Consider the following 23,877-nt stretch of genomic DNA (forward strand, 5'->3'; position numbering starts at 1 on the left):
GCGCGAGCGCTTGCGCGCGTCGCGAGAACCACAGGAAGTGGTTCGGCGAAGACCCGTGGTTACCCATTTCGCCCCGCACGTCTCCCCGGGGTTATGGGTCCCGCCTTCGCGAGGACGACACCGTAAGAGAGGGAACGCGAGGGGTCATCACCAACGCTTAAGGGGCCACCATCTCTGGCTTCTTCCCCTCGTTCCGCCCCTCCGCCAGGTTCCGCACCACCACATAGAAGATCGGCGTGAACAACAGGCCGAACAGGGTGACGCCGATCATGCCGAAGAACACGGCGACACCGACCGCCTGTCGCATCTCGGAGCCCGAGCCGGTCGAGACCACGAGCGGCAGCACGCCGAGGATGAAGGCGAAGGAGGTCATCAGGATCGGCCGCAGGCGCAGCCGGCAGGCCTCGATCACGGCCTCCAGCCGCGGCTTGCCTTCGTTCTCGATGTCGCGCGCGAATTCGACGATGAGGATCGCGTTCTTTGCGGCTAGCCCCACCAGCACGACGAAGCCGATCTGGGTGAGGATGTTGACGTCCTGTCCCATGAGACGCACGCCGATGGTGGCGGCGAGCAGGCACATCGGCACGATCAGGATCACCGCGAACGGCAAGGTCCAGCTGCCATATTGCGCGGCGAGCACGAGATAGACGAACAGCACGCAGATCGGGAACACGTAGAGGCCGGCATTGCCGCCGGTGATCTGCTGATAGGAGAGGTCCGTCCATTCGAAGGTGAAGCCGCTCGGCAAGGTGTCGTCCGCCAGCTTCTTGATGGCGTTGAGCGCCGTGGTCGAGCTGGTGCCCGGCGCCGGCTCGCCCTGGAGCTCGGACGCGGCATAGAGATTGTAGCGCGCGACGCGGTCGGGACCCGAGACATCCCTGAACTCGACCACGCTGCCGAGCATCACCATGTCGCCGGAGGCGTTACGCGTGCGCAGGCGCGCGAGATCGCTGGGCTCCTTCCGGAACGGGAAGTCGGCCTGCGCGGTGACGTGATAGGTGCGGCCGAACAGGTTGAAGTCGTTGACATAGGTCGATCCGAAATAGCTCTGGATCGTGTCGTTGATGTTCGAGATCGGCACGCCGAGCTTCTGCGCCTTGGTGCGGTCGATGTCGACGAAGAGCTGTGGCGTGTTGGCGCTGAACGGCGAGAACACCGAGGGGCCGAGCAGCGAGGGCGATTTGCGCGCCGCGGCGACAAGCTCGTCGGTGGCCGCAGCGAGCATTTCGGGCCCGCGGCCCTGGCGATCCTGGATGCGGATGGTGAAGCCGCCGCCGGTGCCGATGCCGGGCACGGCCGGCGGCGGAATCACGATGATGAAAGCACCCTGGATCGCGGACAGGCGCTTGCGCAGCTCGACCGTGATGGCGTTCGCGGACAATCCCTTCTTGATCCGCGCCTCGGGCTCGTCGAACACGGGGAACAGAGCCGCTGCGTTACCGGCCTGCGTGCGCGTCGCGCCGGAGAAGCCGGCAAAGGCGGCAACGCGGACGATGCCCGGCGTATCCAGCGCGATCCGCTCGATCTCGCGCACGACCTCGGTGGTGCGCGCCAGCGAGGCCGCACCCGGCAATTGCACGGACACGATGACGTAGCCGCGATCCTGCGCCGGGATGAAGCCTTGCGGCGTGGTCGCGATCAGCCAGCCGGCGCTGCCGATCAGCACGACGTAGATCAGCAGCATCAGGACCGAATGCCGGATCACGAAATTGGCGAGGCCGGCATAGCCGTGCGCCAGCCGGTCGAACACGCGGTTGAACACGCCGGTGAAGGCGCCCCATGCCCGCGCGACGACATTCCAGCTCGCCGGCGGCCGCTTCGCCTCGTGCGGGGTGAGGATCTGCGAGGCCAGCGCCGGCGACAGCGTCAGCGAGCAGAAGCAGGAGATCGCGGTCGCAACCGCGATGGTGACGGCGAATTGCTGGAAGAACTGCCCGGAAATGCCGCCGAGAAACGCCGTCGGCACGAACACCGCGCACAGCACCAGCGCGATCGAGACCAGCGCGCCGCCGACCTCCTCCATGGTTTTCAGCGCGGCGTCGCGCCGGCTCATGCCGTGCTCGAGATGCCGCTCGACATTCTCGACCACGACGATGGCGTCGTCGACCACGATGCCGACGGCGAGGACGAGGCCGAACAGCGTGAGATTGTTGATGGAGAAGCCGAGCGCCGCCATCACCGCAAATGTGCCGACCAGCGACACCGGGATCGCGATGATCGGAATGATCGCGGGCCGCCATCCCTGCAGGAACACAAGCACCACGATGACCACGAGCAGCATGGCCTCGTAGATGGTCTTGATCAGCTCGTGGACGGACTGCGCGATGAACTCCGTCGGATTGTAGCCGATGTTGTAGTCGAGACCTCTGGGGAAACTCTCCTTGAGCCTCGTCATGGTGTCGTTGATGTTCTTCGCCGTGGCGAGCGCATTGGACCCGGGCCGCTGCGTCACCAGCATCGCAACCGCGGATTTACGCAGCAGGAAGCTGTTGGTGGAGTAGGCCAGCGCCCCGAGCTCGATGCGGGCAACGTCGCGGAGCCGCACGACGCGGCCGTCGGAGCCGGCCTTGATCAGGATGTCCTCGAACTGCTTCTGGTCCTTCAGGCGGCCGGTGAAGGTCAGGTTCGGCTGGAAGGCGCGGTCGGCGATCGGCGGCTCGGCGATCTGGCCGCCCGCGATCTGCACGTTCTGGGCGCGGATCGCCGCCAGCACCTCGGCCGAGGTCAGGCCGAGATTGGCGATCCGGTCAGGGTCGAGCCACAGCCTCATCGAATAGTCGCGCGCGCCAAAGATCTGGATGTCGCCGACGCCGTCGAGGCGCAGCAGCTGGTCGCGGACCTGGAGCAGCGCGTAGTTGGAGATGTAGAGCTGGTCGAACGTGTCGTCGGGCGACAGCATGAACACGACCATCAGGATGTCGGGCGAGTTCTTGCGCGTGGTAACGCCGTTGCGCTGGACCTCCTCGGGCAAGCGCGGCTGCGCGATCGCGACGCGGTTCTGCACCAGCACCTGGGCCTTGTCGAGATCGGTGCCGAGCTTGAAAGTGACGGTGATGGTGAGCTGGCCGTTCGACGTCGCCTGGCTGTAGAGATACAGCATGTCCTCGACGCCGTTGATCTCCTGCTCGATGGGCGCTGCGACCGTGTCGGACACGGTCTGCGCGGAGGCGCCGGGATATTGCGTGGTGACGACCACGGTCGGCGGCACCACCTGCGGATATTCGGAGACCGGCAGCGTGGTGTAGGCGAGCGCGCCGACGATCAGGAGCACGATCGACAGCACCATCGCCAGGATGGGCTGGTTGATGGAGAGACGGCCGAGATTCATGACTTGTCACCCGGCTTGCCACCGGCGGGCGCGCTCTGCGGCGCGACCTTGGCGCCGACGCGGGCGCGCTGGATGCCGTTGACGATGACGCGGTCCTCCGCCTTCAACCCTTCGCGGATCACGCGCAGGCCGTCATCCAGCGGCCCGAGCACCACGGGACGCGCCTCGACGGTGTCGTCGGGCTTCACCACGAACACGATCTTGCGGGACTGGTCGGTCGCGACGGCAACATCCGGAATCAGCAGCGCCTCGTAGGGCGCGCTGCCGATCAGCCTGACACGCCCGAACTGGCCGGGCAGGATCGACAGATCGGTGTTCTTGATCACCGCGCGGCTGCGTAGCGTGCCGGTGGAGACGTCGAGCCGGTTGTCGAGGAAGTTGATGGTGCCCTCATGCGACGGCTTGGTTTCGCCGGCGAGCGTCACCTGCACCGGGTTCGCCGTGTCGCGCGAGCTCGGGCGCCGGCCTTCGAACCACAGCTTGCTGTATTTGATGAAGGTCGCCTCATCCATGTCGAAATAGACATAGATCGGATCAAGGGTGACGATGGACGTCAGCAATGTCGACGTGCCGCTGTCGCTGCCCTGCACGAGATTGCCGGGACTGACGAGATGACGGCTGACGCGGCCCGTCAGCGGCGCCGTCACATGGGTGAACTCGATATTGAGCTTGGCGGCCTTCAGCGCGCCCTCGGCCTGCATCTCGGCGGCGTGTGCCGCCTGCAGGGCCTGACGGCGCTGGTCGACGGCTTGCTCGGAGACGGCGCTGCTCTGCACCAGGCTGAGGCCTCGATCGAGCTCGCGCTTGGCAAGCTCCACCTTGGCGCGCGCGTCCGACAGCTGGCCCTCCGCTTGCGTCGCCACCGCCTCGAACGGGCGCGGGTCGATCACGTAAAGCAAATCGCCCTGACGCACGATGGCGCCATCCTGGAATTCGACCGAGTTGACGAAGCCGCCGACGCGCGGCCGCACCTGCACCTCCTCGACCGCCTCGAAGCGCCCGGTGAATTCGTCCCAATCGGTGACGGTGCGCTTGACCGGCTGGGCGACGGTCACGGGCGCTGGCGGGGGAGCAGCGCCTTGCGAGGCCGGCTGCCCGCAACCGGTGAGCGCGAAAGTCGCACCGACAAACGCGGCGATTGCGCCCAGTCGAGCCAGAACGAGATCGTGCTTTTTGACAAACCGCTCGCTTCCATCCGGTCCGCTCATCCCAAGTCCTCGCCAGTCCTCGTGCAAAAGCCGCAGAAAATGCAGGGTACGCCTCTACCTGCGGGCGCCACAAGATGGGTGGCAAAGATGAACTCTTCAAGACCGCGGTGCGCGCAATGCTCGGACGAACGCCCTGGCCGGATGGCGGGTTGACAGCCCGATAGCCGGCTTCGCGCGTGGCGATGGCCAGCGTCTTCGCGCATGACGCCCGCAATGGGCTCGGCTAAGCTCTCCCTACAAAAACAAGGCAAATTGTCCGGGAGGACAGGCGTGCACCAGGGACGTGTCGTTTTCGGCGCGATCGAGGAGGTCGTGTTCGGCCATCCCTCAGCCGGCGCCATTGTCGCGCAGATGGACCGGCTGGGAACGCGCCGCGCCTTCCTGATGGTCTCGGGCACGCTCAACCGCCAGACCGACGAAATCGAGACAATCAAACAGGCGCTGGGCTCCCGCTGCGCAGGCCTGTTCGACGCCATGCCGGCGCATACGCCGCGCGAGGCGGTGATTGCGGCCACAAATGCAGCCCGCGAGGCTGGAGCTGATCTGATCGTCACCGTCGGCGGCGGCTCGATCACCGACGGCGCCAAGGCGGTGCAGCTTTGCCTTGCCAATGGCATCACCGACATCGACGGCATCGAGCGCATCCGCGTCCGCAAGGGCGTCGCGCCCGAGATGATCGCCCCTCACGTGCGGCAGATCAGCGTGCCGACCACGATCGCCGGGGGCGAGTTCAGCGCGATCGCCGGCGTCACCGACCGCAGCACAAATGTGAAGCAGATGCTGCGGCATCCGCTGACGGTGCCGCGTGCCACCATCCTCGACCCTGCCATTACCGTCCACACGCCGGAATGGCTGTTCCTGTCGACCGGCATCCGCGCCATCGACCATTGCGTCGAGGCGATCTGCTCGCATGAGACGCATCCCTATGCCGACGCGCAATCGGTGAAGGGGCTCGCCATGCTCGCCGACGCGCTGCCGCGGGTGAAGGCGGACCCTTCCGACCTCGACGCGCGGATGGACGCGCAGATCGGCACCTGGCTGTCGATGGGCGCCCTTGCCGCCGGCGTGCCGATGGGCGCGAGCCACGGCATCGGCTATGTGCTCGGCGCGGCCTTCGACGTGCCGCACGGCTACACCTCCTGCATCATGCTGCCGGCGGTGATGCGCTGGAATGCGCAGGACAATGCCGAGCGGCAGATGATCGTCGCCGCCGCCATGGGCTTTCCCGGCCACAACGCCGCCGACGTGCTCGACGCCTTCATCCGCTCGCTCGGCATGCCGCGCAGCCTCGCCGAGGTGCATGTGTCGTCCGAGCATTTCGAGACGATCGCCGAGCAGGCGATGCGCACGCCCTGGGTCCCGCGCAATCCGCGCAAGATCGAAGGCCCGGCGCAGGTGCGCGAAATCCTGCTTCTCGCCGCATGATCTGAACCGGAGGATCGATGTACACAGGTACACACGCCCGCCTGCGCCCGCTGCAGCCCGCCTTCATCATGGCGTCCACCGGCGAGGCGGTCACCTATCGCGAGCTGGAGGCGCGCAGCAACCGGCTGGCGCATCTGTTCCGCAAGCACGGCTTGAGGCGGCTCGACCATTATTCGATCTTCATGGAGAACAATTCGCGTTACCTGGAGGCCTGCGGCGCGGGCGAGCGCTCCGGGCTGTACTACACCTGCATCAACTCCTTCCTGACGCCGGGCGAGCTCGCCTATCTGCTCGTCAACAGCCAGTCGAAGATCCTGATCACGTCGGTGGCCAAGCTCGACATCGCGCGCGAGGCGATCCAGGCCTGCCCGGATATCAAGCTCTGCATCGTCGCCGATGGCCCCGGCGAGAGCGAGCGCATCGTCGGCCTTGCGGAGGTGACCGCTGGTCTGCCGGCGACGCCGATCGCCGACGAATGGCTCGGCACCGCCATGCTCTATTCGTCCGGCACGACCGGGCGGCCGAAAGGCATCCTGCGGCCGCTGCCGGAGGAGCCGCCGAAGCACAATCTGCAGCTGTTCGATTTCCTGACCAAGCTCTGGCACTACCGTGAGGGCATGGTCTACCTCTCGCCGGCCCCGCTCTATCATTCCGCGCCGCAAGCTGCCGTGAACCTCACGATCCGCATGGGCGGCACCGTGATCATCATGGAGAGTTTCGATCCCGAGCGCTATCTCGAGCTGGTCCAACGATGGGGCATCACGCACACCCAGCTGGTGCCGACGATGTTCTCGCGCATGCTGAAGCTGCCGGAAGAGGTGCGCAAGCGCTACGACCTGTCCTCGCTCGAGATCGCGATCCACGCCGCCGCGCCCTGCCCTGCTCTGGTCAAGGACGACATGATCAAATGGTGGGGACCCATCATCCACGAATATTACGGCGCGACCGAAGGCCTCGGCTTCACCGCCTGCAACAGCGAGGAATGGCTCGCGCACCGCGGCACCGTCGGCAAGGTGCTGCTCGGCGATCTCCACATCCTCGACGAGAACATGCGGGCGTGCCCGACCGGGACGCCGGGCCAGGTCTGGTTCAAGACGGGATCGCCGTTCGAATATTTCAACGACCCTGAGAAGACCAGGGAGGCGCGCTCGGCCGACGGCAGCATGAGCACGGTCGGGGATGTCGGCTATGTCGACAAAGACCGCTTCCTGTATTTGACCGACCGGGCGACCTTCATGATCATCTCCGGCGGGGTGAACATCTACCCGCAGGAATGCGAGAACCTGCTGATCACCCATCCGAAGGTCGCCGATGCCGCCGTATTCGGCGTGCCCAATCCCGATCTCGGCGAGGAGGTGAAGGCGGTGGTGCAGCCGATGCCTGATGTCGTGCCGGACGCGGCGCTGGCCGAAGAGCTGATCGCGTTCTGCGCAAAATCGCTGTCGCGGCAGAAGGTGCCGCGCTCGGTCGATTTCGAGAAGGAATTGCCGCGGCTGCCGACCGGGAAGCTCTACAAGCGCCTGCTGCGGGACCGGTACTGGGGAAACAAGGCGTCAAGGATCGTGTGAGGGCGCGGCTCCACTCGCTGTCGTCCCGGCGCGCAACTTCTGCACGCAGCACAGGACCCATCTCTTCGCACCTGCACTCTCACATTGTGAGATATGAAATCCCCTGCAGCCTCCGTCATCCGAATTGTCGAGGCGGCATGAGGCGCTATCGGGGTTGCCTCGCTCGGCTTGCGTGCTATCGTCCGGTCAAACAGGCCGCAAAAGGCCGATGTCCAGGGAGGATGAGCATGCGGAGCGTGTGGGCGCTCGCCGTAACGGCGGCGCTATCTGTGCTGACAACCTCAACCACCACGCTCGCCGGCGAGCCCAAGCAGGGCGGAACCTTGCGGATGTATCACCGCGACAGTCCGGCCAACGCCTCGATCCTCGAAGGCGCGACCTATTCGGTCAACGTGCCGTTCATGGGGGTCTTCAACAATCTCGTCATTTACGACCAGCACATCGCGCAGAACAGCCCTGACACCCTCAGGCCCGAGCTCGCCGAAAGCTGGTCCTGGAGCGGCGACAACAAGAAGCTGACATTCAAGCTGCGCCAGGGCGTCAAATGGCACGACGGCAAGCCGTTCACGTCGGCCGACGTCAAATGCAGCTTCGATCTCTTGATGGGCAAATCGCAGCAGAAGCTGCGGCAGAACCCGCGCAAGGCCTGGTACAACGAAGTCAATGAGATCACGACGAATGGCGATTTCGAGGTCTCCTTCGACCTGAAGCGGCCGCAACCCTCGCTGCTGGCGATGCTCGCGTCCGGCTACACGCCGGTCTATCCCTGCCACGTCTCTCCGGCGGACATGCGCACCCATCCGATCGGGACCGGGCCGTTCAAATTCGTCGAGTTCAAGGCCAATGAATCGATCAAGCTGACGCGAAATCCTGACTATTGGAAGAAGGGCCTGCCTTATCTCGACGGCGTCGAGTATACCATCATCACGAACCGCTCGACCGCGATCCTCGCTTTCGTCGCCGGCAAGTTCGACATGACATTCCCGACGCACATCACGATTCCGCTCTTGAAGGACATCAAGTCGCAGGCCCCGAACGCGACCTGCGTCGTCGAGCCGACCAATGTCTCGACCAACATCATCGTCAACTCGACCTCCGCGCCGTTCGACAACATCGATATTCGCCGGGCGGTGTCCCTTGCGCTCGACCGCAAGGCCTTCATAGACATCTTGTTCGAAGGCCAGGCCGATATCGGCGGCACCATGCTGCCGCCGCCTCAAGGCATCTGGGGCATGCCGAAGGACAGGCTGGAGACCATTCCGGGCTACGGCCAGGACGTGAAGGCGAACCGCGAGGAAGCGAAGAAGCTGATGCAGAAGGCGGGCTACGGCCCCGACAAGCATCTTGCGGTGAAAGTCTCGACCCGCAATCTCGCGGAATATCGCGACCCCGCCGTGATCCTGATCGACCAGCTCAAGAGCATCTACATCGACGGCGAGCTCGACGTCGTGGAAACCGCGAACTGGTTCCCGAAAGTCGCGCGCAAGGACTACATGCTCGGCCTCAATCTGACCGGCAATTCCGTCGACGATCCCGACCAGTCCTTCTACGAGAACTATTCCTGCGGCTCCGAGCGGAACTACACCAATTACTGCAACAAGGAGATCGAGAAGCTGTTCGACGTGCAATCGCAGGAGATCGACATCGCCAAGCGCAAGCCGCTGGTGTGGGAGATCGACAAGAAGCTGCAGGAGGATGTCGCCCGCCCGATCATCTTCCACGCGCGGGCCGGCACCTGCTGGCAGCCTTACGTCAAGGGCGTCACGATCATGTCGAACAGCTCCTATAACGGCTTTCGCTACGAGGACGTGTGGCTCGACAAGTAGCACGCCTGGCTGAAGATTAACGGCTCGCGGAGGGCGAAGGATGTTTGCCTATCTGGTGCGACGCCTGTTCCTGATGCTCGTGACCCTGTTCGGGATCTCGGTCGTCATCTTCGTTCTGCTGCGCATCGTGCCCGGCAATATCGTCGACATCCTGTTCGCCGCGGCCGGCTATGTCGATCCCGCCGACAAGGCCAATCTGGAGAAGGAGCTCGGCATCGACCAGCCGATGATCGTGCAATATTGGCACTGGATCAGCGGTTTTCTGCGCGGCGATCTCGGCTATTCCTATGTTTCCGAGAAGCCGGCGCTGCAGGAAATCCTGCCGAGGATCCCGATCACGGCCAAGCTGGCCGGCCTCGCGCTGCTGTTCTCAGCCTCGATCGGCATTCCCCTGGGCGTCATCAGCGCAGTCAAGCAGGGCACGCGGCTCGATTACGCCCTGCGCGTGGTGAGCCTGAGCGGATTGTCGCTGCCCTCGTTCTGGCTCGGCCTGCTCATCCTCACCGCGGCGGTCGCGATGTTCGGCCAGATACCGATCTTCAATCCAAACCCGAAGACCTGGCTCGAGGCGTTCGCGACCTACGCCGTGCCGGCCGCCGCCGTCGGCTTCCGCAGCGCGGCGCTGACCATGCGCATCACCCGGTCCTCAATGCTGGAGGTGCTGCGGCAGGATTACATCCGCACCGCGCGCGCCAAGGGCGCCTCCGAGACGGCCGTGAACTATCAGCACGCGCTGAAGAACGCGATCCTGCCCGTCATCACCGTGATCGGCATCGAGGCGGCGTTCCTGATCGGCGGCCTGATCGTCACCGAAACGGTGTTCAACATCCCCGGCGTCGCGCGCTTCCTGGTCGAGGCGATCCGCTGGCGCGACTATCCGATCGTGCAGAACCTGGTGATGTTCATCGCCGTGGTCGTGGTGGTCGCGAATTTCATCGTCGACATGCTCTACGCGGTGTTCGACCCGCGGATCAGGTACACGGATTAGGAGAGCTGTTTGGCCGCAATCGACTACGATCTCGAACTGCGGCGCGCCGGCGCGCATGCCACCGGTGGATGGCGGCGCGTGCTGTTTTTGGCGCAGCGGCACGTGCTTGGCGCGGCCGGGCTCATCATCATGGGTGTGTTCGTGTTCACCGCGATCTTTGCCGACTTCATCGCGCGCTACGACCCACTGACCGTCGATTCCGCGAGCGCGCTCGCCCGGCCGAGCTGGGCGCACTGGATGGGGACCGATTCCTTCGGCCGCGACGTGTTCAGCCGCATCATCCATGGCGCGCGGATCTCGCTCGCGGTCGGCATCGGCTCGACCGCCCTCGGCGGCACGATCGGCGTCATCGTCGGGCTCACGTCGGGCTATCTGTCCGGCTGGGTCGATCTCGTCTTCCAGCGCGTCTCCGACGTGCTTCAGGCGCTGCCGCTGCTGGTGCTGGCTTTGATCATGACGGCGGCACTCGGTCCGTCCCTGCCGAACGTCATCATCGCCATCGCCATTCCGCTGATCCCGACGGTGTCACGCGTGATCCGGGCCAACACGCTGGCGCTGCGCGAGCTGCCCTTCGTCGAGGCCGCCAAGTCGATCGGCATGAGCGAGGTGCGGATTGCGCTCCGCCACGTGCTGCCGAACACGCTGGCCCCACTGATCGTGCTCGCAACCGCCCAGCTCGGCTCGACCATCCTGACCGAGGCCTCGCTGTCCTTCCTCGGTCTCGGCATTCCCGAACCTTATCCGTCATGGGGCCGCATGCTGTCGGAATCCGCCGCCGAATATGTCCGCACGGCGCCGTGGCTGGTGATCTTCCCGGGCATCGCCATCAGCCTCGCCGTGTTCGGCGCCAATCTGTTCGGCGACGCGCTGCGCGATATTCTCGATCCGAGGCAACGCGGCTGATGGCGGACAAATCCGATCTCGTGCTCGAGGTGAAGAACCTGAAGACGGTGTTCTTCACCAACTCTGGGCTGTTCAAGGCGGTCGACGACGTCTCCTTCACCGTCAAGCGCGGCGAGACGCTGGCGATCGTCGGCGAATCCGGCTGCGGCAAGAGCGTCACCGCGCTGTCGCTGATGCGCCTCGTGCCCGACCCGCCCGGCCGCATCGTCGGCGGCTCCGTCACGCTCGAAGGCACCGATCTGCTGGCGCTGAATGAGGCGGAGATGCGCGCCGTCAGAGGCAACCGCATTTCCATGATCTTCCAGGAGCCGATGACCTCGCTCAATCCGGTGATGCGGATCGGCGATCAGATCGTCGAGGCCGTGCGGCTGCACCGGAACATCCCGGCCAGGGAGGCACAGACCATCGCCGTCGAGATGCTGCGCCTGGTGCGCATTCCCGAACCGGCGCGACGCGCGAAGGAATATCCGCATCAGCTGTCCGGCGGCATGCGCCAGCGCGCGATGATCGCGATGGCACTGGCCTGCCGGCCGGCGCTCTTGATCGCGGACGAGCCGACCACCGCGCTCGACGTCACTATCCAGGCGCAGATCCTGGCGCTGATCCTCGACCTTCAGAAAGAGCTCGGCACCGGCCTCGTGCTGATTACGCATGATCTCGGCGTCGTCGCGCAGACCGCGCAACGCGTGATCGTGATGTATGCGGGGCGGAAAGTCGAGGAAGCCAGCGTCGAGGCGCTGTTCGCCGCGCCGAAGCATCCCTATACGCGCGGGCTGATGGCCTCGATTCCGGCGGTGCCGGCGCCCGGCATCGTCGCACCGGCGCGGCTGAACGAAATCCCCGGCACGGTGCCGTCACTGGTCCGCTTGCCGAAGGGTTGCGCCTTCGCGCCGCGCTGCAAGCTCGCGATCAAGCGCTGCGAGGCCGAATATCCGCCGCTGGCGGATTGGGGTGGCGGCCACCTCGCGGCCTGCTGGCGCGCGGAAGAAGTCGCGGAGGTGGCATGACCGGGGCACTGCTCGAGGTCACCGACCTCAAGAAATATTATCCGGTGCGCGCCGGCGTGCTGCGCCGACAGGTCGGCACCGTGCACTCGGTCGACGGCGTCTCGTTCTCCCTTCAGGCCGGCGAGACCCTCGGGCTGGTCGGCGAATCCGGCTGCGGCAAGTCGACGGTGGCGCGCAGCGTGCTGCGGCTGGTCGAGCCGACCTCAGGGCAGATTCGCCTCGACGGCGAGGACATCACGCATCTGTCCAAGGCGGCGCTACGCCCGCACCGCCGATCGATGCAAATCGTGTTCCAGGACCCGTTCGCCTCGCTCAATCCGCGCATGACCGCCGGCGACATCGTCGGGGAGCCGCTCGCGGTGCACGGGCTCGCGAGCGGCAAGGACCTTGAAGCGCGCGTCGCAAGACTGTTCGAGCAGGTGGGCCTCAGGCCCGACCAGATGCGCAACTTCCCGCATCAATTCTCCGGCGGCCAGCGCCAGCGCATCTGCATCGCGCGGGCGCTCGCGCTGGGGCCGCGCCTGATCGTCTGCGACGAGCCGGTCTCCGCGCTCGACGTCTCGATTCAGGCGCAGGTGATCAATTTGTTGATCGACCTGCAGCGGCAGCACGGCTTCTCCTATCTCTTCATCGCGCACGACCTCGCCGTGGTCGCCCATATCAGCCATCGCGTCGCCGTGATGTATCTCGGCCGCATCGTGGAGATCGCCGACAAGGACGAGCTGTTCCGCAATCCCAGGCATCCCTACACGCAGGCCCTGCTCGCTTCCGTGCCGGTCGCCAATCCGCTGGCGAAGAAGCTCGCGCCGCTGGTGGATGGCGACGTGCCGAGCCCGGTCAATCCGCCTCCCGGCTGCGCGTTTCACACCCGCTGCCGGTTCGCGATGGACCGGTGCAAGATCGAGCGGCCGGCGCTGCTGGACGCGGGCGACGGGCATCAGGTGGCGTGTCTGCTCAACGACGGGACGGGTCGGAGCAACGCGGCGCTGTAGACCTGTGGGGTGGATTAGCGTCAGTGTAACCCACCAACTTTGCCATTACGCAACGAAAAGTGGTGGGTTACGCCCTACGCTTGCCGATCATGCCGCAACGCGCGGATCACCGGCCAGGCCGCCAGCGCGGCAGCCAGATGCTTGAGCGTGTGGCCCGAGACGAAGTGCCCTGTCGCTTCGAAAACGATCTCGTCGCCCAGTTCGAAAAGCTTGGCGAGCACATAAAAGAAGATCACGCCGCCGAGCGGCACGCCGAGCGCGCCGGGTCGAGGACGCGTCAATGCCAGTCCCACGGCGAGCGCCATGCCGCCGAACTGCACGACCACCCATGGCGTGAGATTTTCGCGTGCCACCCAGGCAGCCAGCAGGCCCGCAATCATCATCAGGACCAGCACGGCTTCACCGGCACGCACGCTGATGCGCTCACCGGCGGCGATACCTAGAAAGCCCGCGAACGCGACCGCCATGCCAAGACGATCGGCGACGAGCCGCTGCGGCATGTCGGGATCCAGGTGATAGAAGCCTGAGCCCAAGCACGTGAGGATCAATCCCACGAAGAACCAGCTTGCGCCCACGGGTGCGTCGTGGCGCGCGCGCAGTCGCTCCGAGCCCCAGACGGCCATCGCGAGAAACGCGAGATTGCTGAGCACGTCGCCGGCGTTGGGCACGCCGAGCCAGGTGCGAGTGTCGATGAAGTGCGGGATGTGCCAGTTGGCGGCGGGCAGCGCGGGCGCGAGGAGCGTCACCAACACCAGCGCCGAGACTGCGCCGATCAGATATTTTTCGCGTGGCTGTGGTGCGGCAAACGAGAATCGGCGGGTTAAAGCCTGTATTGCGGCGTGACCGTCGGCGCGAGACATGTGAACCTCGAATTGAACAATGTTCAATATTAGTAGACGCGACGTGAGCAATGTTCAAGGTACATTTTGAGCGTCTGGGCCCTCGTTCAAATCTCATTGTAATGACTTGGGTTTTTCCCTTTGATCGGGATCAAGCATCAAAGGTGGGCAAGTCGAAGCGCGCCATGCGTCCTCCCATGGAGAGATCGCGAACAGCAGCTCCATCGCCGTGCTGTGCTAGCCGGTTAATCCTGTTCCGGCCGACCAGTTGAGAACGTGACCCCGCCCGGGCTAGATCGGCGTTTTCCAGGGAGGCGTTATTATGATGATTATGATCGCTACGAGATCGTTGATCGCTTCCGTGCTGCTGGCCTTGATGGCGTCTTCGGCCTTCGCCGCTCCGCCCGCCAGCTGCGCCTCCAAATTCGTCGGCGAATGGCGCCATTCGGGAAGCGGCAACCGAGGGTCCGTCTTGCGCGACGGCCGCGCGCTGTGCAGCGAGCATCCGGCTTGTGTGCAGGGGACCTGGACCTGCTCGGGCAACGTCCTGATCTACACCAACAGCCTCGGCAGCTGGAACTACACGCTGGCCCCCGACGGCCGGACCATGTCGACCGGCACCGCCGTCTCGACCCGCATCGGCCCCGTGCCGGCCAGCGCGCGTTCGGCCGCGCCGATGCCGTCCGCACAAAGCCCTTCATCCGATCACCCGGTGAACCCCGGCAACCCGGTCATGCTCTGGATGATCGACAAGGTCCAAAAGACGTTTCCTTGCGACCCCAAGACGGACAGGCATAAGTGCAGGCCGCGGTCCCCCGAGGGCACCACCGGATCGAGAGGGTAGTCCCTCTCTGCGGGGCGGTCGCGGCACCGCGCTTTGCGTCTTTGCCCCGATACTGCGCTAGCCGGCGCCGATCTCCGCCACGATCCTGCCCGTGGTCACCTGCTCGCCCTCGGCAACGTCGATCGCGGCGACCACGCCGTCGATGCCGGCCTTGTGGACGTGCTCCATCTTCATCGCCTCAAGTGTCATCACGGGCTGACCAGCCGTCACGCGATCGCCCGGCTTGACCAGGACGGCGACGACGCGGCCGTTCAGGGCCGCGCGGACCTTGCCGTCGCCGCCGTTGCTTGCGGCGGACTTCGGCGCGGCGAGCGTGACATCGGCGATTGCGAGAGGGGTACCGCGATGCTGCACATACAGCCGGTCGCCATCGCGCAGGAATCTTGCGCTGTCCATCACACCGTCATGACGGAAGCGGACCGTATCGGCGTCGAGCTGCTCGATCTCAAACCTGTCCTGGCGATCGCCTGTCGCGACGATGTAGCTGCCGTCGCGCTCGCGGGTGATTTCGAGGTCGAGCGTCTGGCCCGCGATCTCGAGTTTTGCCGGCAGCGGGAACGTTGCCGACAGGCTCCGGCCACTCTGCCAGGACGGCGCGCGGGGATTGGTGACGTAGAGCAGCAGGCCCGCCAGCGCCGTATCGAATGCCGCGTCCGCGCGCGGCGCCAGCAACTCGTCGCGGTGCACGCCGATAAACGCCGTCGTCGCCTCGCCCTTGGCAAAACCGGGATGACGCAGGCACGACATCAGGAACGACTGGTTTGTGGTGACGCCGAACGCGGTGAGCTGCTCCAGGCCGACAATCAGCCGTCCCCTCGCCTCCTCGCGCGTGGCGCCGTGGCTGATCACCTTCGCGATCATGGAATCGTAGAACGGCGGGATCTCCGAGCCTGAATGCAACGCGTGCTCGACGCGGATGTTGTCTGGCACCTGCCAGCGCGCCATGCGGCCGGACTGCGGCATGAAATCGTGCGCGGCATCTTCCGAGCACAGGCGCACCTCGATGGCGTGGCCGGAGAACTTGATGTCCTGCTGCTTCACCGGCAGCGGCTCGCCGCGCGCAACGCGCAACTGCAGCTCGACGAGATCGAGGCCGGTGATCGCCTCGGTCACCGGATGCTCGACCTGAAGACGCGTGTTCATCTCCATGAAGTAGAACTCGCCGCTGGCATCGAGCAGAAATTCCAGCGTGCCGGCGCCCTCGTAACGCAGCGCCTTCACCGCGGCGACCGCGACCTCGCCCATTCTAGCGCGCAGCTCCGGCGTGACCGCCGGCGACGGTGCCTCCTCGATCAGCTTCTGGTGCCGCCGCTGCACCGAGCAGTCGCGCTCGCCGAGATGGATGGCGTTGCCATGACTGTCGCCGAACACCTGGATTTCGATATGGCGGGGATTCTGGATGGCGCGTTCGAGGATCACGGTGGGATCGCCGAACGCCGCCTTCGCCTCCGACCGCGCGCTGCGCAGCGCATCCGGGAACGACGCGGCGTCGGGCACGAGCCGCATGCCGCGGCCGCCGCCGCCGGCCACCGCCTTGATCATCACGGGGAAGCCGATCTTTTTGGCTTCGGCGAGCATGACCTCGTCGCCCTGATCGGCGCCCTGATAGCCTGGCACGACGGGGACGCCGGCCTTCTTCATGATCTCCTTGGCACCGGCTTTGTTGCCCATCGTTTCGATCGCCTGCGGCGACGGGCCGATGAAGACGAGGCCGGCATCCTTGCAGGCTTGCGCGAAATCCTCGTTCTCGGCGAGGAAGCCGTAGCCGGGGTGAACGGCATCCGCGCCGCTCGCCTTGGCGGCGGCGATGATCGCAGCGATGTTGAGATAGGACTGGGCCGGCAAGGCTTCGCCGATGCGCACGGCCTGGTCGGCCTGGCGCACATGCAGCGCATCGCGATCCGCATCGGAATAGACCGCGACGACGCCGAGGCCGAGCTGCCGCGCGCTTCGCATCACGCGCAGCGCGATCTCGCCGCGATTAGCGACCAGGACCTTGAAGAACAGCCGGTGCTGCACTGATCCGTTCCTCATGGGCGGGCCACCGAAAACTGCATGCGCTGAGGCGTGCGCGCATCGCCCTCGCGGCAGATCGCGAGCACCTCGGACAGCACCGCGCGGGTATCGCGCGGGTCGATCACGCCGTCGTCGAGCACGCGCGCGCTGGTGGAGAACACGTCCATCTGGCCGTCGAAGACGCCGATGATCTGCGCCTTCATCGCGTCCAGCTTGTCCTTCTCGATCGGCTTGCCCCGCCGCGCCGCAGCCGCCTCGGTCACGATCGCCATGGTCTCGGCCGCCTGCTCGCCGCCCATCACAGCGGTCTTGGCGTTGGGCCAGGAGAAGCAGAAGCGCGGATGGAAACCGCGGCCGCACATGCCGTAATTGCCGGCCCCGAACGAAGCGCCGCAATAGATGGTGATCTGGGGCACCGTGGCCGAGGTCACCGCCTGGATCATCTTGGAGCCGTGCTTGATCATGCCGGCTTCTTCATAGGCCTTGCCGACCATGTAGCCCGTGGTGTTGTTGAGATAAAGGATCGGCGTGCGGGTCTGGCAGCAGGCCTGGATGAAATGCGTCGCCTTGTTGGCGCCGGCGGGATCGAGCGGCCCGTTGTTGGTGATGATGCCGATCGCCTGGCCCTCGATGCGGGCATGGCCGCAGACGGTGGCCGGGCCGTAATTCGGCGCCATCTCCGTGAAGTCGGAATCATCGACGATGCGGGCGATCACCTGCTTCATGTCGACGGTGCGCTTGTGGTCCATCGGCATGATGCCGAGCAGCTCGTCCTGGTCGTAGCGCGGCGGCTTGAACTCCCGCGCCGTCCGGCCCGGCCGCTCCCATTCCAGCGCCGCCATGATCTCGCGCGCGATGCGAAGGGCATCGCGGTCGTCCTCGGCGAGATAATCGCCGAGGCCGGAGACCTGCGTGTGCATCTCGGCGCCGCCGAGCTCCTCCTCGGTCGCGATTTCGCCGGTCGCCGCTTTCAGCAGCGGCGGGCCCGCGAGGAAGGCACGCGTGCGGCCGCGCACCATCACGATGTAGTCGGACAGGCCGGTCTGATAGGCACCGCCGGCGGTCGAGGAACCGTGCGTGACGGTCACGACAGGCAGTCCCGCCGCCGAGAGCCGCGCCAGATTGCGGAAGATGTTGCCGCCACGGACAAAGTCCTCGACGCGGTAGCGCAGGAGGTTGGCGCCGGCGCTTTCGACGAGCTGCACGTAAGGCAGCCTGTTCTCCAGCGCCAGCTCCTGCACCCGCAGCGTCTTGTCGAGGCCGAAGGGCTGCAGCGCGCCGGCGTCGATGCCGGAATCACTGGCGCTGACCATGCAGCGGATACCCGAGACGAAGCCGATGCCGGCGATGACACCGCCGCCAGGCACGCTCTTGCCGGCATCCGGCACGTCGAACATGTAGCCGGCGAGCGTGGAGAGCTCGATGAAGGGCGCACCGGGATCGAGCACCAGCGCGACGCGCTCGCGCGGCAGCAATTGGCCGCGCTTGTGGAAGCGGTCCTTGGCCGCGGCGGATGCGGCGCGCGTGCGCTCTTCCAGCGCGCGCATGCGGTCGATCAGGCCGAGCATGCCGTCGCGGTTGGCGTGGTAGGCGGCACTGCCGGGGGAGATGGTGTTTTCGATGGTGGACATGACAGACCTTGATCGTCATTCCGGGGCACGCGAAGCCTGACACCGGAATATCGAGGTTCCGGGCTCGATGCTTCGCATTGCCCCGGAACGACAGTGATATTCAGCGATTCGTCCCAAATATCTTCCGCGCTTCCGCCGGGCTCGCGATCTCGCGGCCCGCACGCCTTGCGCAGGCGGCGATGGCCTCGATCAGCTGGCCGTTCGACGTCACCTTCTTGCCGTCGGCGAGATAGAAGGTGTCCTCCAGCCCGGTGCGCAAATGGCCGCCGAGCTCGGCGCAACGCTGATGCAGCGGCCAGATCTCCTCGCGGCCGATAGCGGTGACCTGGAAATGCGCCTCGGGACGCTTCAGCTTGATCAGGATCGGCAGCAATTCAGGGTCGGCGGGCATGCCGGAGGCGACGCCCATCACGAAGTTATATTCGAGCGGCCCCTTGTACATGCCGACCTGGTGGTACATGCCGACGCAGCGGACGATACCGACGTCGAAGCATTCGAACTCGGGGATGGTGCCGACCGCGTTCATGACGTCGAGATAGTCCTTCACCTTCTCGACCGCGTTGTCGAACATCATCGGCGGCCAGGCCCAACTGTTGTCGGACTTCACCTTCAGATAGTTCAGCGAGCCCGCATTGCAGGCCGCGATCTCGGGCTTGGTCTCGCGGATGCAGTCGAGCGCGCCGGAGTAGTTCGGACCTGACACGCCCGATGTGTGGTTGATGATGACGCCGGGGCAGGCTTCGCGGATGGCCTGCTGGATCTCCTTGCTGACAGCGACCTCCCAGGACGGCAGGTGCCCCTTGCCCGGCGCCTGCTGGCGCAGATGGATGTGCATGATGGACGCGCCGGCATCGAACGCAGCCTTGGCCTCCCGCGCCATCTCTTCGGGCGTCACGGGCACGTTGTGCTGCTTGGGGTCGGTGAGCACGCCGTTCAGCGCGCAGGTGATGACGGCCTTGTCGCTCATGCCAATGATATCTCGCACGTTGAGAATTCAACGATTGCGATCATGTGATGGGCGGCATGCGGCTTCTTGCGCGGAGAAGCTGGGAAAAACGACGAATCGTAGGGCGGGTTAGCCGAAAGCGTAACCCGCCCTACCAAGGATAACGAGCGGAGTTAACTCGCTTCCGCCAGCCGCACCGTCTCGGTGCTGCGATAGATTGCAAGATCGCGCGAGCCGACGAAGATCGCGCGCGGCTTCAATCCGTAGAAGCGGCGGATCGAGTGGCTGAAATGGGTGGAGTCGGGATAGCCGATGTCCTGCGCGAGATGGGCGAGGTTGAGATCCTGATTGGCGAAGTGCAGCAAATGCCGCGCACGCTTCCAGGCACGGAAGGAGCGGAAGGAGATGCCCGTCTCTTCCTTGAACAGATGCAGGAAGCGCGAGGCCGAGAGGCCTGCTTCCGCCGCACAAGTGTCGGCCGTCACCGGCTCACCGGAGAAACGCTCGATGCGGGCGACGGCGCGGGTCACACGCGGATCGAGCACGCGGCGCGGCAGCGCCTCGCCAAAACACATCTCGTCGAACTCGGCGGTGGTGATGTCGCCATAGCGGCGCTGGCGGAGCAGCGCGTAGGCGGCCAGGATCTTGCGGGCATAGGCGGCCTTGTCCGGCCCCCGCAGCCGCTCGGCCAAGGCCTCGATCACGCCGTCCGGCATGCTCTCCGGCTCCAACGTCACGCTGATGGCGGTGCGATAATCGCTGGCAATGGAGTGTCGCTGGTTCGGCAGGGTGACGAACAGCTCGCCGGTGGCAAGCGTGTCATCGATCGTGAGATGCAGGCTGCCCTTCACCGCGACATAGACATGGCAGCAACCGGGGGTTCGCTTCCGGGGCCGTCCGAGCAGGCCGGCGTAAAATACCCGCTCCGGCGTGATCAGCATGAGATGGTCGGATTCGCGACCTTTATCTTCCATTGGGGTCCTCCTCGCGCGGCTCTCTGGCCGCTGCGGACGGAGGTCACCTTAGCCGAAATTTGGGCGCTGTCACGACGCGATAGCGCTGTCATGGAGCGCAAAGCGTTGGCATTCCAGGACGGCGGCGAGCCGTCCGGGACCATCGCGGGTCTGTAGTTCCCGACGTGTGAAGGCTCACGCCCTCACGCGCGGTGCAACATTCTGCTCGGCGCCGGCCCTTTGCTCCGCAGCAACGGCACGCTTGAAACCGTCGCGCTGCTGCAGGCGTGCCCAATAGGCTGCGACATTTGGCCCAAAATCCTTGGCGAGCCCGATATTGTCGGCCAGCCGGAGGGCATAGCCGATGACAATGTCAGCGGCAGTGAAACGTCCTGCGCACAAGGTTTCGGCATTCGCGGTCGCTGCCTCAACGGCGCGCAAGCGTCCCAGGAACCATTTTGCGTAGTCGGTTGCGACCTGCGGATTGCGACGCTCCTCCGGCTCGAGCTGGGTGTATCGGAGCACCAGCGTCTGCGGGAAGGTTAACGTGGCATCGCTGAAATACATCCAGTTCAGGAACGCGCCATAGGCGGGATCTTCCGGCCCGACCATCAGCGGCGTCGGCCCGTGCTTGATGCCGAGATAGTGGCAGATGCCCGAAGACTCCGTCATCTTGGTCTCGCCGTCGACCAGGAATGGAATCGTGCCTAGCGGATTGAGCGCCAGATATTCCTTGGCAAAGACCCGCGGCGGGAACGGCAGCATCTTCAGTTCGTAAGACAGCCCCATCTCCTCCAGCATCCAGAGCGGACGGAACGAGCGCGCGGCGTCGCAATGATAGAGCGTGATCATCTGGCGTTTCCTTTACTCCCCGGCAGCGTGCCCATCATCTTGCACAGGACCATCAGCATGACCTCGTCGGCACCGCCGCCGATCGAGGTCAGGCGGCTGTCGCGATAGGCGCGGCTGACCGGCGTCTCGTTGGTAAAGCCCATCCCACCCCAATATTGCAAGCAGGCATCGGTGAGCTCGCGGCCGAGCCGGCCGGCCTTCAGCTTGGCCATGGTCGCGAGCCTTGTCACATCCTCGCCCGCGACCAGCTGCTCGGCAGCGCGATAGATCAGCGCGCGCAGCAGCTCGACCTCGGTCTGCATCTCGGCGAGCTTGAAGTGCACGACCTGGTTGTCGAGAATACTTTGGCCGAAGGCCTTGCGATTGCGGGTGTATTCGATGGTCTGGTCGATGATGTATTCGTGCGACTTCAGGCAGGCCGCCGCTCCCCAGAGCCGCTCCTCCTGGAATTGGATCATCTGGTAGGTAAAGCCCTTGCCCTCTTCGCCGATCCGGTTGCGCTTGGGCACGCGGACATTGTCGAAGAAGATCTGCGCCGTGTCCGACGAGCGCATGCCCATCTTGTCGAGCTTTCGCGCGATGGTGACGCCCTTGCTTTTCATGGGCACGCAGATCAGCGATTTGTTGCGGTGAACGGGCCCGTCGCCGGTGTTGGCGAGCAGGCAGATCCAGTCGGCTTGCGTGCCGTTGGTGATCCACATCTTGCCGCCGTCGATCACGTAGTCGTCGCCATCGGAGCGCGCCTGCGTCTTGATCGAGGCGACGTCGGAGCCCGCGCCGGGCTCGGAGACGCCGATGCAGGCGACGAAATCGCCCGAGACCGAGGGTGCGAGGAATTCGCGGCGCACCTCGTCCGAACCGAAGCGCGCCAGAGCCGGCGTCGCCATGTCGGTCTGCACCCCGATCGCCATCGGCACGCCGCCGCAGGTGATGGCGCCAAGTTCCTCCGCCATCATCAGCGCATAGGAATAATCGAGGCCGGAGCCGCCGAATTCGACCGGCTTGTTTAGCCCGAGGAAGCCGAGGCTGCCCATCTTCTTGAACAGCTCGTGCGCCGGGAAGATGTCGGCCCTTTCCCATTCATCGACGTGCGGATTGATCTCATTGGCGATGAATTTCTGCAGGGAACGGCGGATGTCGTCGTGGTCGGCGGTGAATAGCATTTCTTCCTCTTCGTCATTCCGGGCGCGCGCAGCGCGAAGTCACAACCCCATCTGCCGTGACGCCAGATCCTTCATGATCTCCTCGGTGCCGCCGCCGATGGCGTTGACCTTGACCTCGCGGTAGATGCGCTCGGCCTTGATGCCGCGCATGAATCCGGCGCCGCCAAAGATCTGCACGGCTTCGGAGGCGCAGAACGCCATGGTCTGCGTCGCCTGGTTCTTCATCATGCAGATTTCCGCGACCGGGCTCTCGCCCTGCTCGAGCCGCCAGGCCAGCATCTCCAGCATCGCCTGACTTGCCGCGACCTTCTGCGCCATGTCGACGATCTTGTGGCGGATGACCTGGTGCTGGGCAAGCGGCTTGCCGAAGGTCTTGCGCTCCTTGGCATAGGCGATGGCCTCGTCGAGGCAGACCCGGGCGAAGGCGGTGCAGCCCGCCGCCATGCCCATGCGCTCGCTGTTGAAATTCTGCATGATGATCTTGAAGCCCTGGCCCTCCTCCCCGATCAGGTTTTCGGCCGGCACGCGGCATTCGTCGAAATGCAAGGTCGCGGTGTCGGAGGCCCACCAGCCCATCTTCTTCAGCTTGGTGCGCGACAGGCCCGGCGTATCGCCCTCGATCAGGAGCAGGCTGACTCCGCCGGCACCCTCGCCGCCGGTACGCACTGCGACGGTCAGATAATCGGCGCGCATCCCCGAGGTGATGAAGGTCTTCTCGCCGCTCACGACGTAGTGATCGCCGTCGCGCCGCGCCCTCGTGCGGAGGTTTGCAACGTCAGAGCCGCCGCCCGGCTCGGTGATCGCGAGCGCGGAGATCTTCTCGCCTGCCAGCACCTGTGGCAGCACGCGCGCCTTCACCTCGGGCCGTGCCGCCCGCGCGATCGGCGGCGAACCGATGGTGTGGCTCATCAGGCTGGCGCTGACGCCGCCGGCGCCGGCACGCGCGAGCTCCTGGCTGGCCACGATCTTCATGAACTGATCGGCGGCGATCCCGCCATATTCCTCGGGGAATCCCAGGCCCAACAGACCGATCTCGGCGGCCTTGCGATAGAGCCCGCGCGGGAATTCACCGGCCTCGTCCCACTCATGGGCGAACGGCGCGATCTCCTTGTCGACGAAGCGTCGCATCACGTCGCGAAACGCATCGTGCTCGGCGGTATAAAACGGGCTCTTCATCGCTTTCGTCTCGCAGCCGGATTCGCTTCGGCTACCATCGCTGGAACATGGCCGGTTCACTTGCGCGCAGTGGCTGACAGGAGCCGGCGCTTCGGGAAAGGCTGCAAGCCAGCAACTCAACGCAAGACGATTTTCCCCGCTCGCAGGCCAACTCTGGCGCAAAAAACGTTGCTGCACAGACTCCGGCTGGCCCCAGGGCCATGCCGGGCATG

The 23,877-nt window shown here is 65.2% G+C and carries 18 protein-coding genes; 8 read left to right on the top strand and 10 right to left on the bottom strand.

The features are described 5' to 3' along the window. Positions 1-157: 157 nt before the first annotated feature. Both ML401_RS34160 and ML401_RS34165 read right to left on the bottom strand, forming a co-directional pair. Entirely contained in the window at positions 158-3,328 is a 3,171-nt protein-coding gene (locus ML401_RS34160; RefSeq protein ID WP_211415475.1) for an efflux RND transporter permease subunit, read from the bottom strand. Further along, a complete protein-coding gene (locus ML401_RS34165) occupies positions 3,325-4,536 on the bottom strand; it encodes an efflux RND transporter periplasmic adaptor subunit (RefSeq protein WP_211415474.1) in 1,212 nt (403 codons plus the stop codon). The genes ML401_RS34160 and ML401_RS34165 overlap by 4 nt, the downstream gene beginning before the upstream one ends. A 270-nt stretch (positions 4,537-4,806) precedes the next feature. Here ML401_RS34165 and ML401_RS34170 point away from each other — a divergent pair, with 270 nt between their 5' ends. The 7 genes from ML401_RS34170 (at position 4,807) to ML401_RS34200 (ending at position 13,245) form a co-directional block, all read left to right on the top strand. After that, positions 4,807-5,961: an iron-containing alcohol dehydrogenase gene (locus tag ML401_RS34170; RefSeq protein ID WP_285808594.1), complete on the top strand. Its 1,155-nt coding sequence runs from the start codon at positions 4,807-4,809 to the stop codon at positions 5,959-5,961. Between the two features lie 17 nt (positions 5,962-5,978). After that, positions 5,979-7,529 carry an AMP-binding protein gene (locus tag ML401_RS34175; protein ID WP_211415472.1) on the top strand — a complete coding sequence of 517 codons (1,551 nt, stop codon included), beginning with the start codon at positions 5,979-5,981 and terminating at the stop codon, positions 7,527-7,529. A gap of 227 nt (positions 7,530-7,756) precedes the next feature. Next, positions 7,757-9,355 carry an ABC transporter substrate-binding protein gene (locus ML401_RS34180; protein WP_194404967.1) on the top strand — a complete coding sequence of 533 codons (1,599 nt, stop codon included), beginning with the start codon at positions 7,757-7,759 and terminating at the stop codon, positions 9,353-9,355. A gap of 40 nt (positions 9,356-9,395) precedes the next feature. Continuing rightward, entirely contained in the window at positions 9,396-10,343 is a 948-nt protein-coding gene (locus ML401_RS34185) for an ABC transporter permease (RefSeq protein WP_211415470.1), read from the top strand. A gap of 9 nt (positions 10,344-10,352) precedes the next feature. Further along, complete coding sequence (locus ML401_RS34190; RefSeq protein WP_194404969.1) at positions 10,353-11,246, top strand: ABC transporter permease; 894 nt, start codon at positions 10,353-10,355, stop codon at positions 11,244-11,246. After that, on the top strand, positions 11,246-12,253 hold the full coding sequence (locus ML401_RS34195; protein ID WP_285808595.1) for an ABC transporter ATP-binding protein: 1,008 nt from the start codon (positions 11,246-11,248) through the stop codon (positions 12,251-12,253). The genes ML401_RS34190 and ML401_RS34195 overlap by 1 nt, the downstream gene beginning before the upstream one ends. Then, complete coding sequence (locus ML401_RS34200; RefSeq protein ID WP_211415467.1) at positions 12,250-13,245, top strand: ABC transporter ATP-binding protein; 996 nt, start codon at positions 12,250-12,252, stop codon at positions 13,243-13,245. The genes ML401_RS34195 and ML401_RS34200 overlap by 4 nt, the downstream gene beginning before the upstream one ends. 74 nt (positions 13,246-13,319) lie before the next feature. On the opposite strand, the gene ML401_RS34205 is transcribed toward ML401_RS34200, so the two are convergent. Beyond that, positions 13,320-14,105, bottom strand: coding sequence for a hypothetical protein (locus ML401_RS34205; protein WP_259218038.1), 786 nt, complete (start codon positions 14,103-14,105; stop codon positions 13,320-13,322). Positions 14,106-14,406: 301 nt separating this feature from the next. Here ML401_RS34205 and ML401_RS34210 point away from each other — a divergent pair, with 301 nt between their 5' ends. After that, positions 14,407-14,928, top strand: a complete 522-nt coding sequence (locus tag ML401_RS34210) for a hypothetical protein (RefSeq protein WP_211415465.1) — start codon at positions 14,407-14,409, stop codon at positions 14,926-14,928. A gap of 57 nt (positions 14,929-14,985) precedes the next feature. Here the strand turns inward: ML401_RS34210 and ML401_RS34215 are convergent, their stop codons facing one another. The 7 genes from ML401_RS34215 to ML401_RS34245 form a co-directional block, all read right to left on the bottom strand. Continuing rightward, positions 14,986-16,962, bottom strand: coding sequence for an acetyl-CoA carboxylase biotin carboxylase subunit (locus ML401_RS34215; RefSeq protein WP_285808599.1), 1,977 nt, complete (start codon positions 16,960-16,962; stop codon positions 14,986-14,988). After that, entirely contained in the window at positions 16,959-18,575 is a 1,617-nt protein-coding gene (locus ML401_RS34220; RefSeq protein WP_285808601.1) for an acyl-CoA carboxylase subunit beta, read from the bottom strand. The genes ML401_RS34215 and ML401_RS34220 overlap by 4 nt, the downstream gene beginning before the upstream one ends. A 100-nt stretch (positions 18,576-18,675) precedes the next feature. Continuing rightward, complete coding sequence (locus ML401_RS34225) at positions 18,676-19,542, bottom strand: 3-keto-5-aminohexanoate cleavage protein (protein ID WP_212065007.1); 867 nt, start codon at positions 19,540-19,542, stop codon at positions 18,676-18,678. A 152-nt stretch (positions 19,543-19,694) separates the two neighbouring features. After that, on the bottom strand, positions 19,695-20,495 hold the full coding sequence (locus tag ML401_RS34230) for a helix-turn-helix domain-containing protein (protein ID WP_194404977.1): 801 nt from the start codon (positions 20,493-20,495) through the stop codon (positions 19,695-19,697). Positions 20,496-20,669: 174 nt separating this feature from the next. Further along, on the bottom strand, positions 20,670-21,326 hold the full coding sequence (locus ML401_RS34235) for a glutathione S-transferase family protein (protein ID WP_194404978.1): 657 nt from the start codon (positions 21,324-21,326) through the stop codon (positions 20,670-20,672). Beyond that, positions 21,323-22,489 (bottom strand): acyl-CoA dehydrogenase family protein, encoded by a 1,167-nt coding sequence (locus ML401_RS34240; protein WP_285808604.1) that lies wholly within the window; start codon positions 22,487-22,489, stop codon positions 21,323-21,325. The genes ML401_RS34235 and ML401_RS34240 overlap by 4 nt, the downstream gene beginning before the upstream one ends. Before the next feature lie 39 nt (positions 22,490-22,528). Continuing rightward, positions 22,529-23,665, bottom strand: coding sequence for an acyl-CoA dehydrogenase family protein (locus tag ML401_RS34245; protein WP_194404980.1), 1,137 nt, complete (start codon positions 23,663-23,665; stop codon positions 22,529-22,531). Between the last annotated feature and the right edge of the window lie 212 nt (positions 23,666-23,877).

This window comes from Bradyrhizobium sp. 62B (assembly GCF_030272265.2).
Classification (GTDB): domain Bacteria; phylum Pseudomonadota; class Alphaproteobacteria; order Rhizobiales; family Xanthobacteraceae; genus Bradyrhizobium.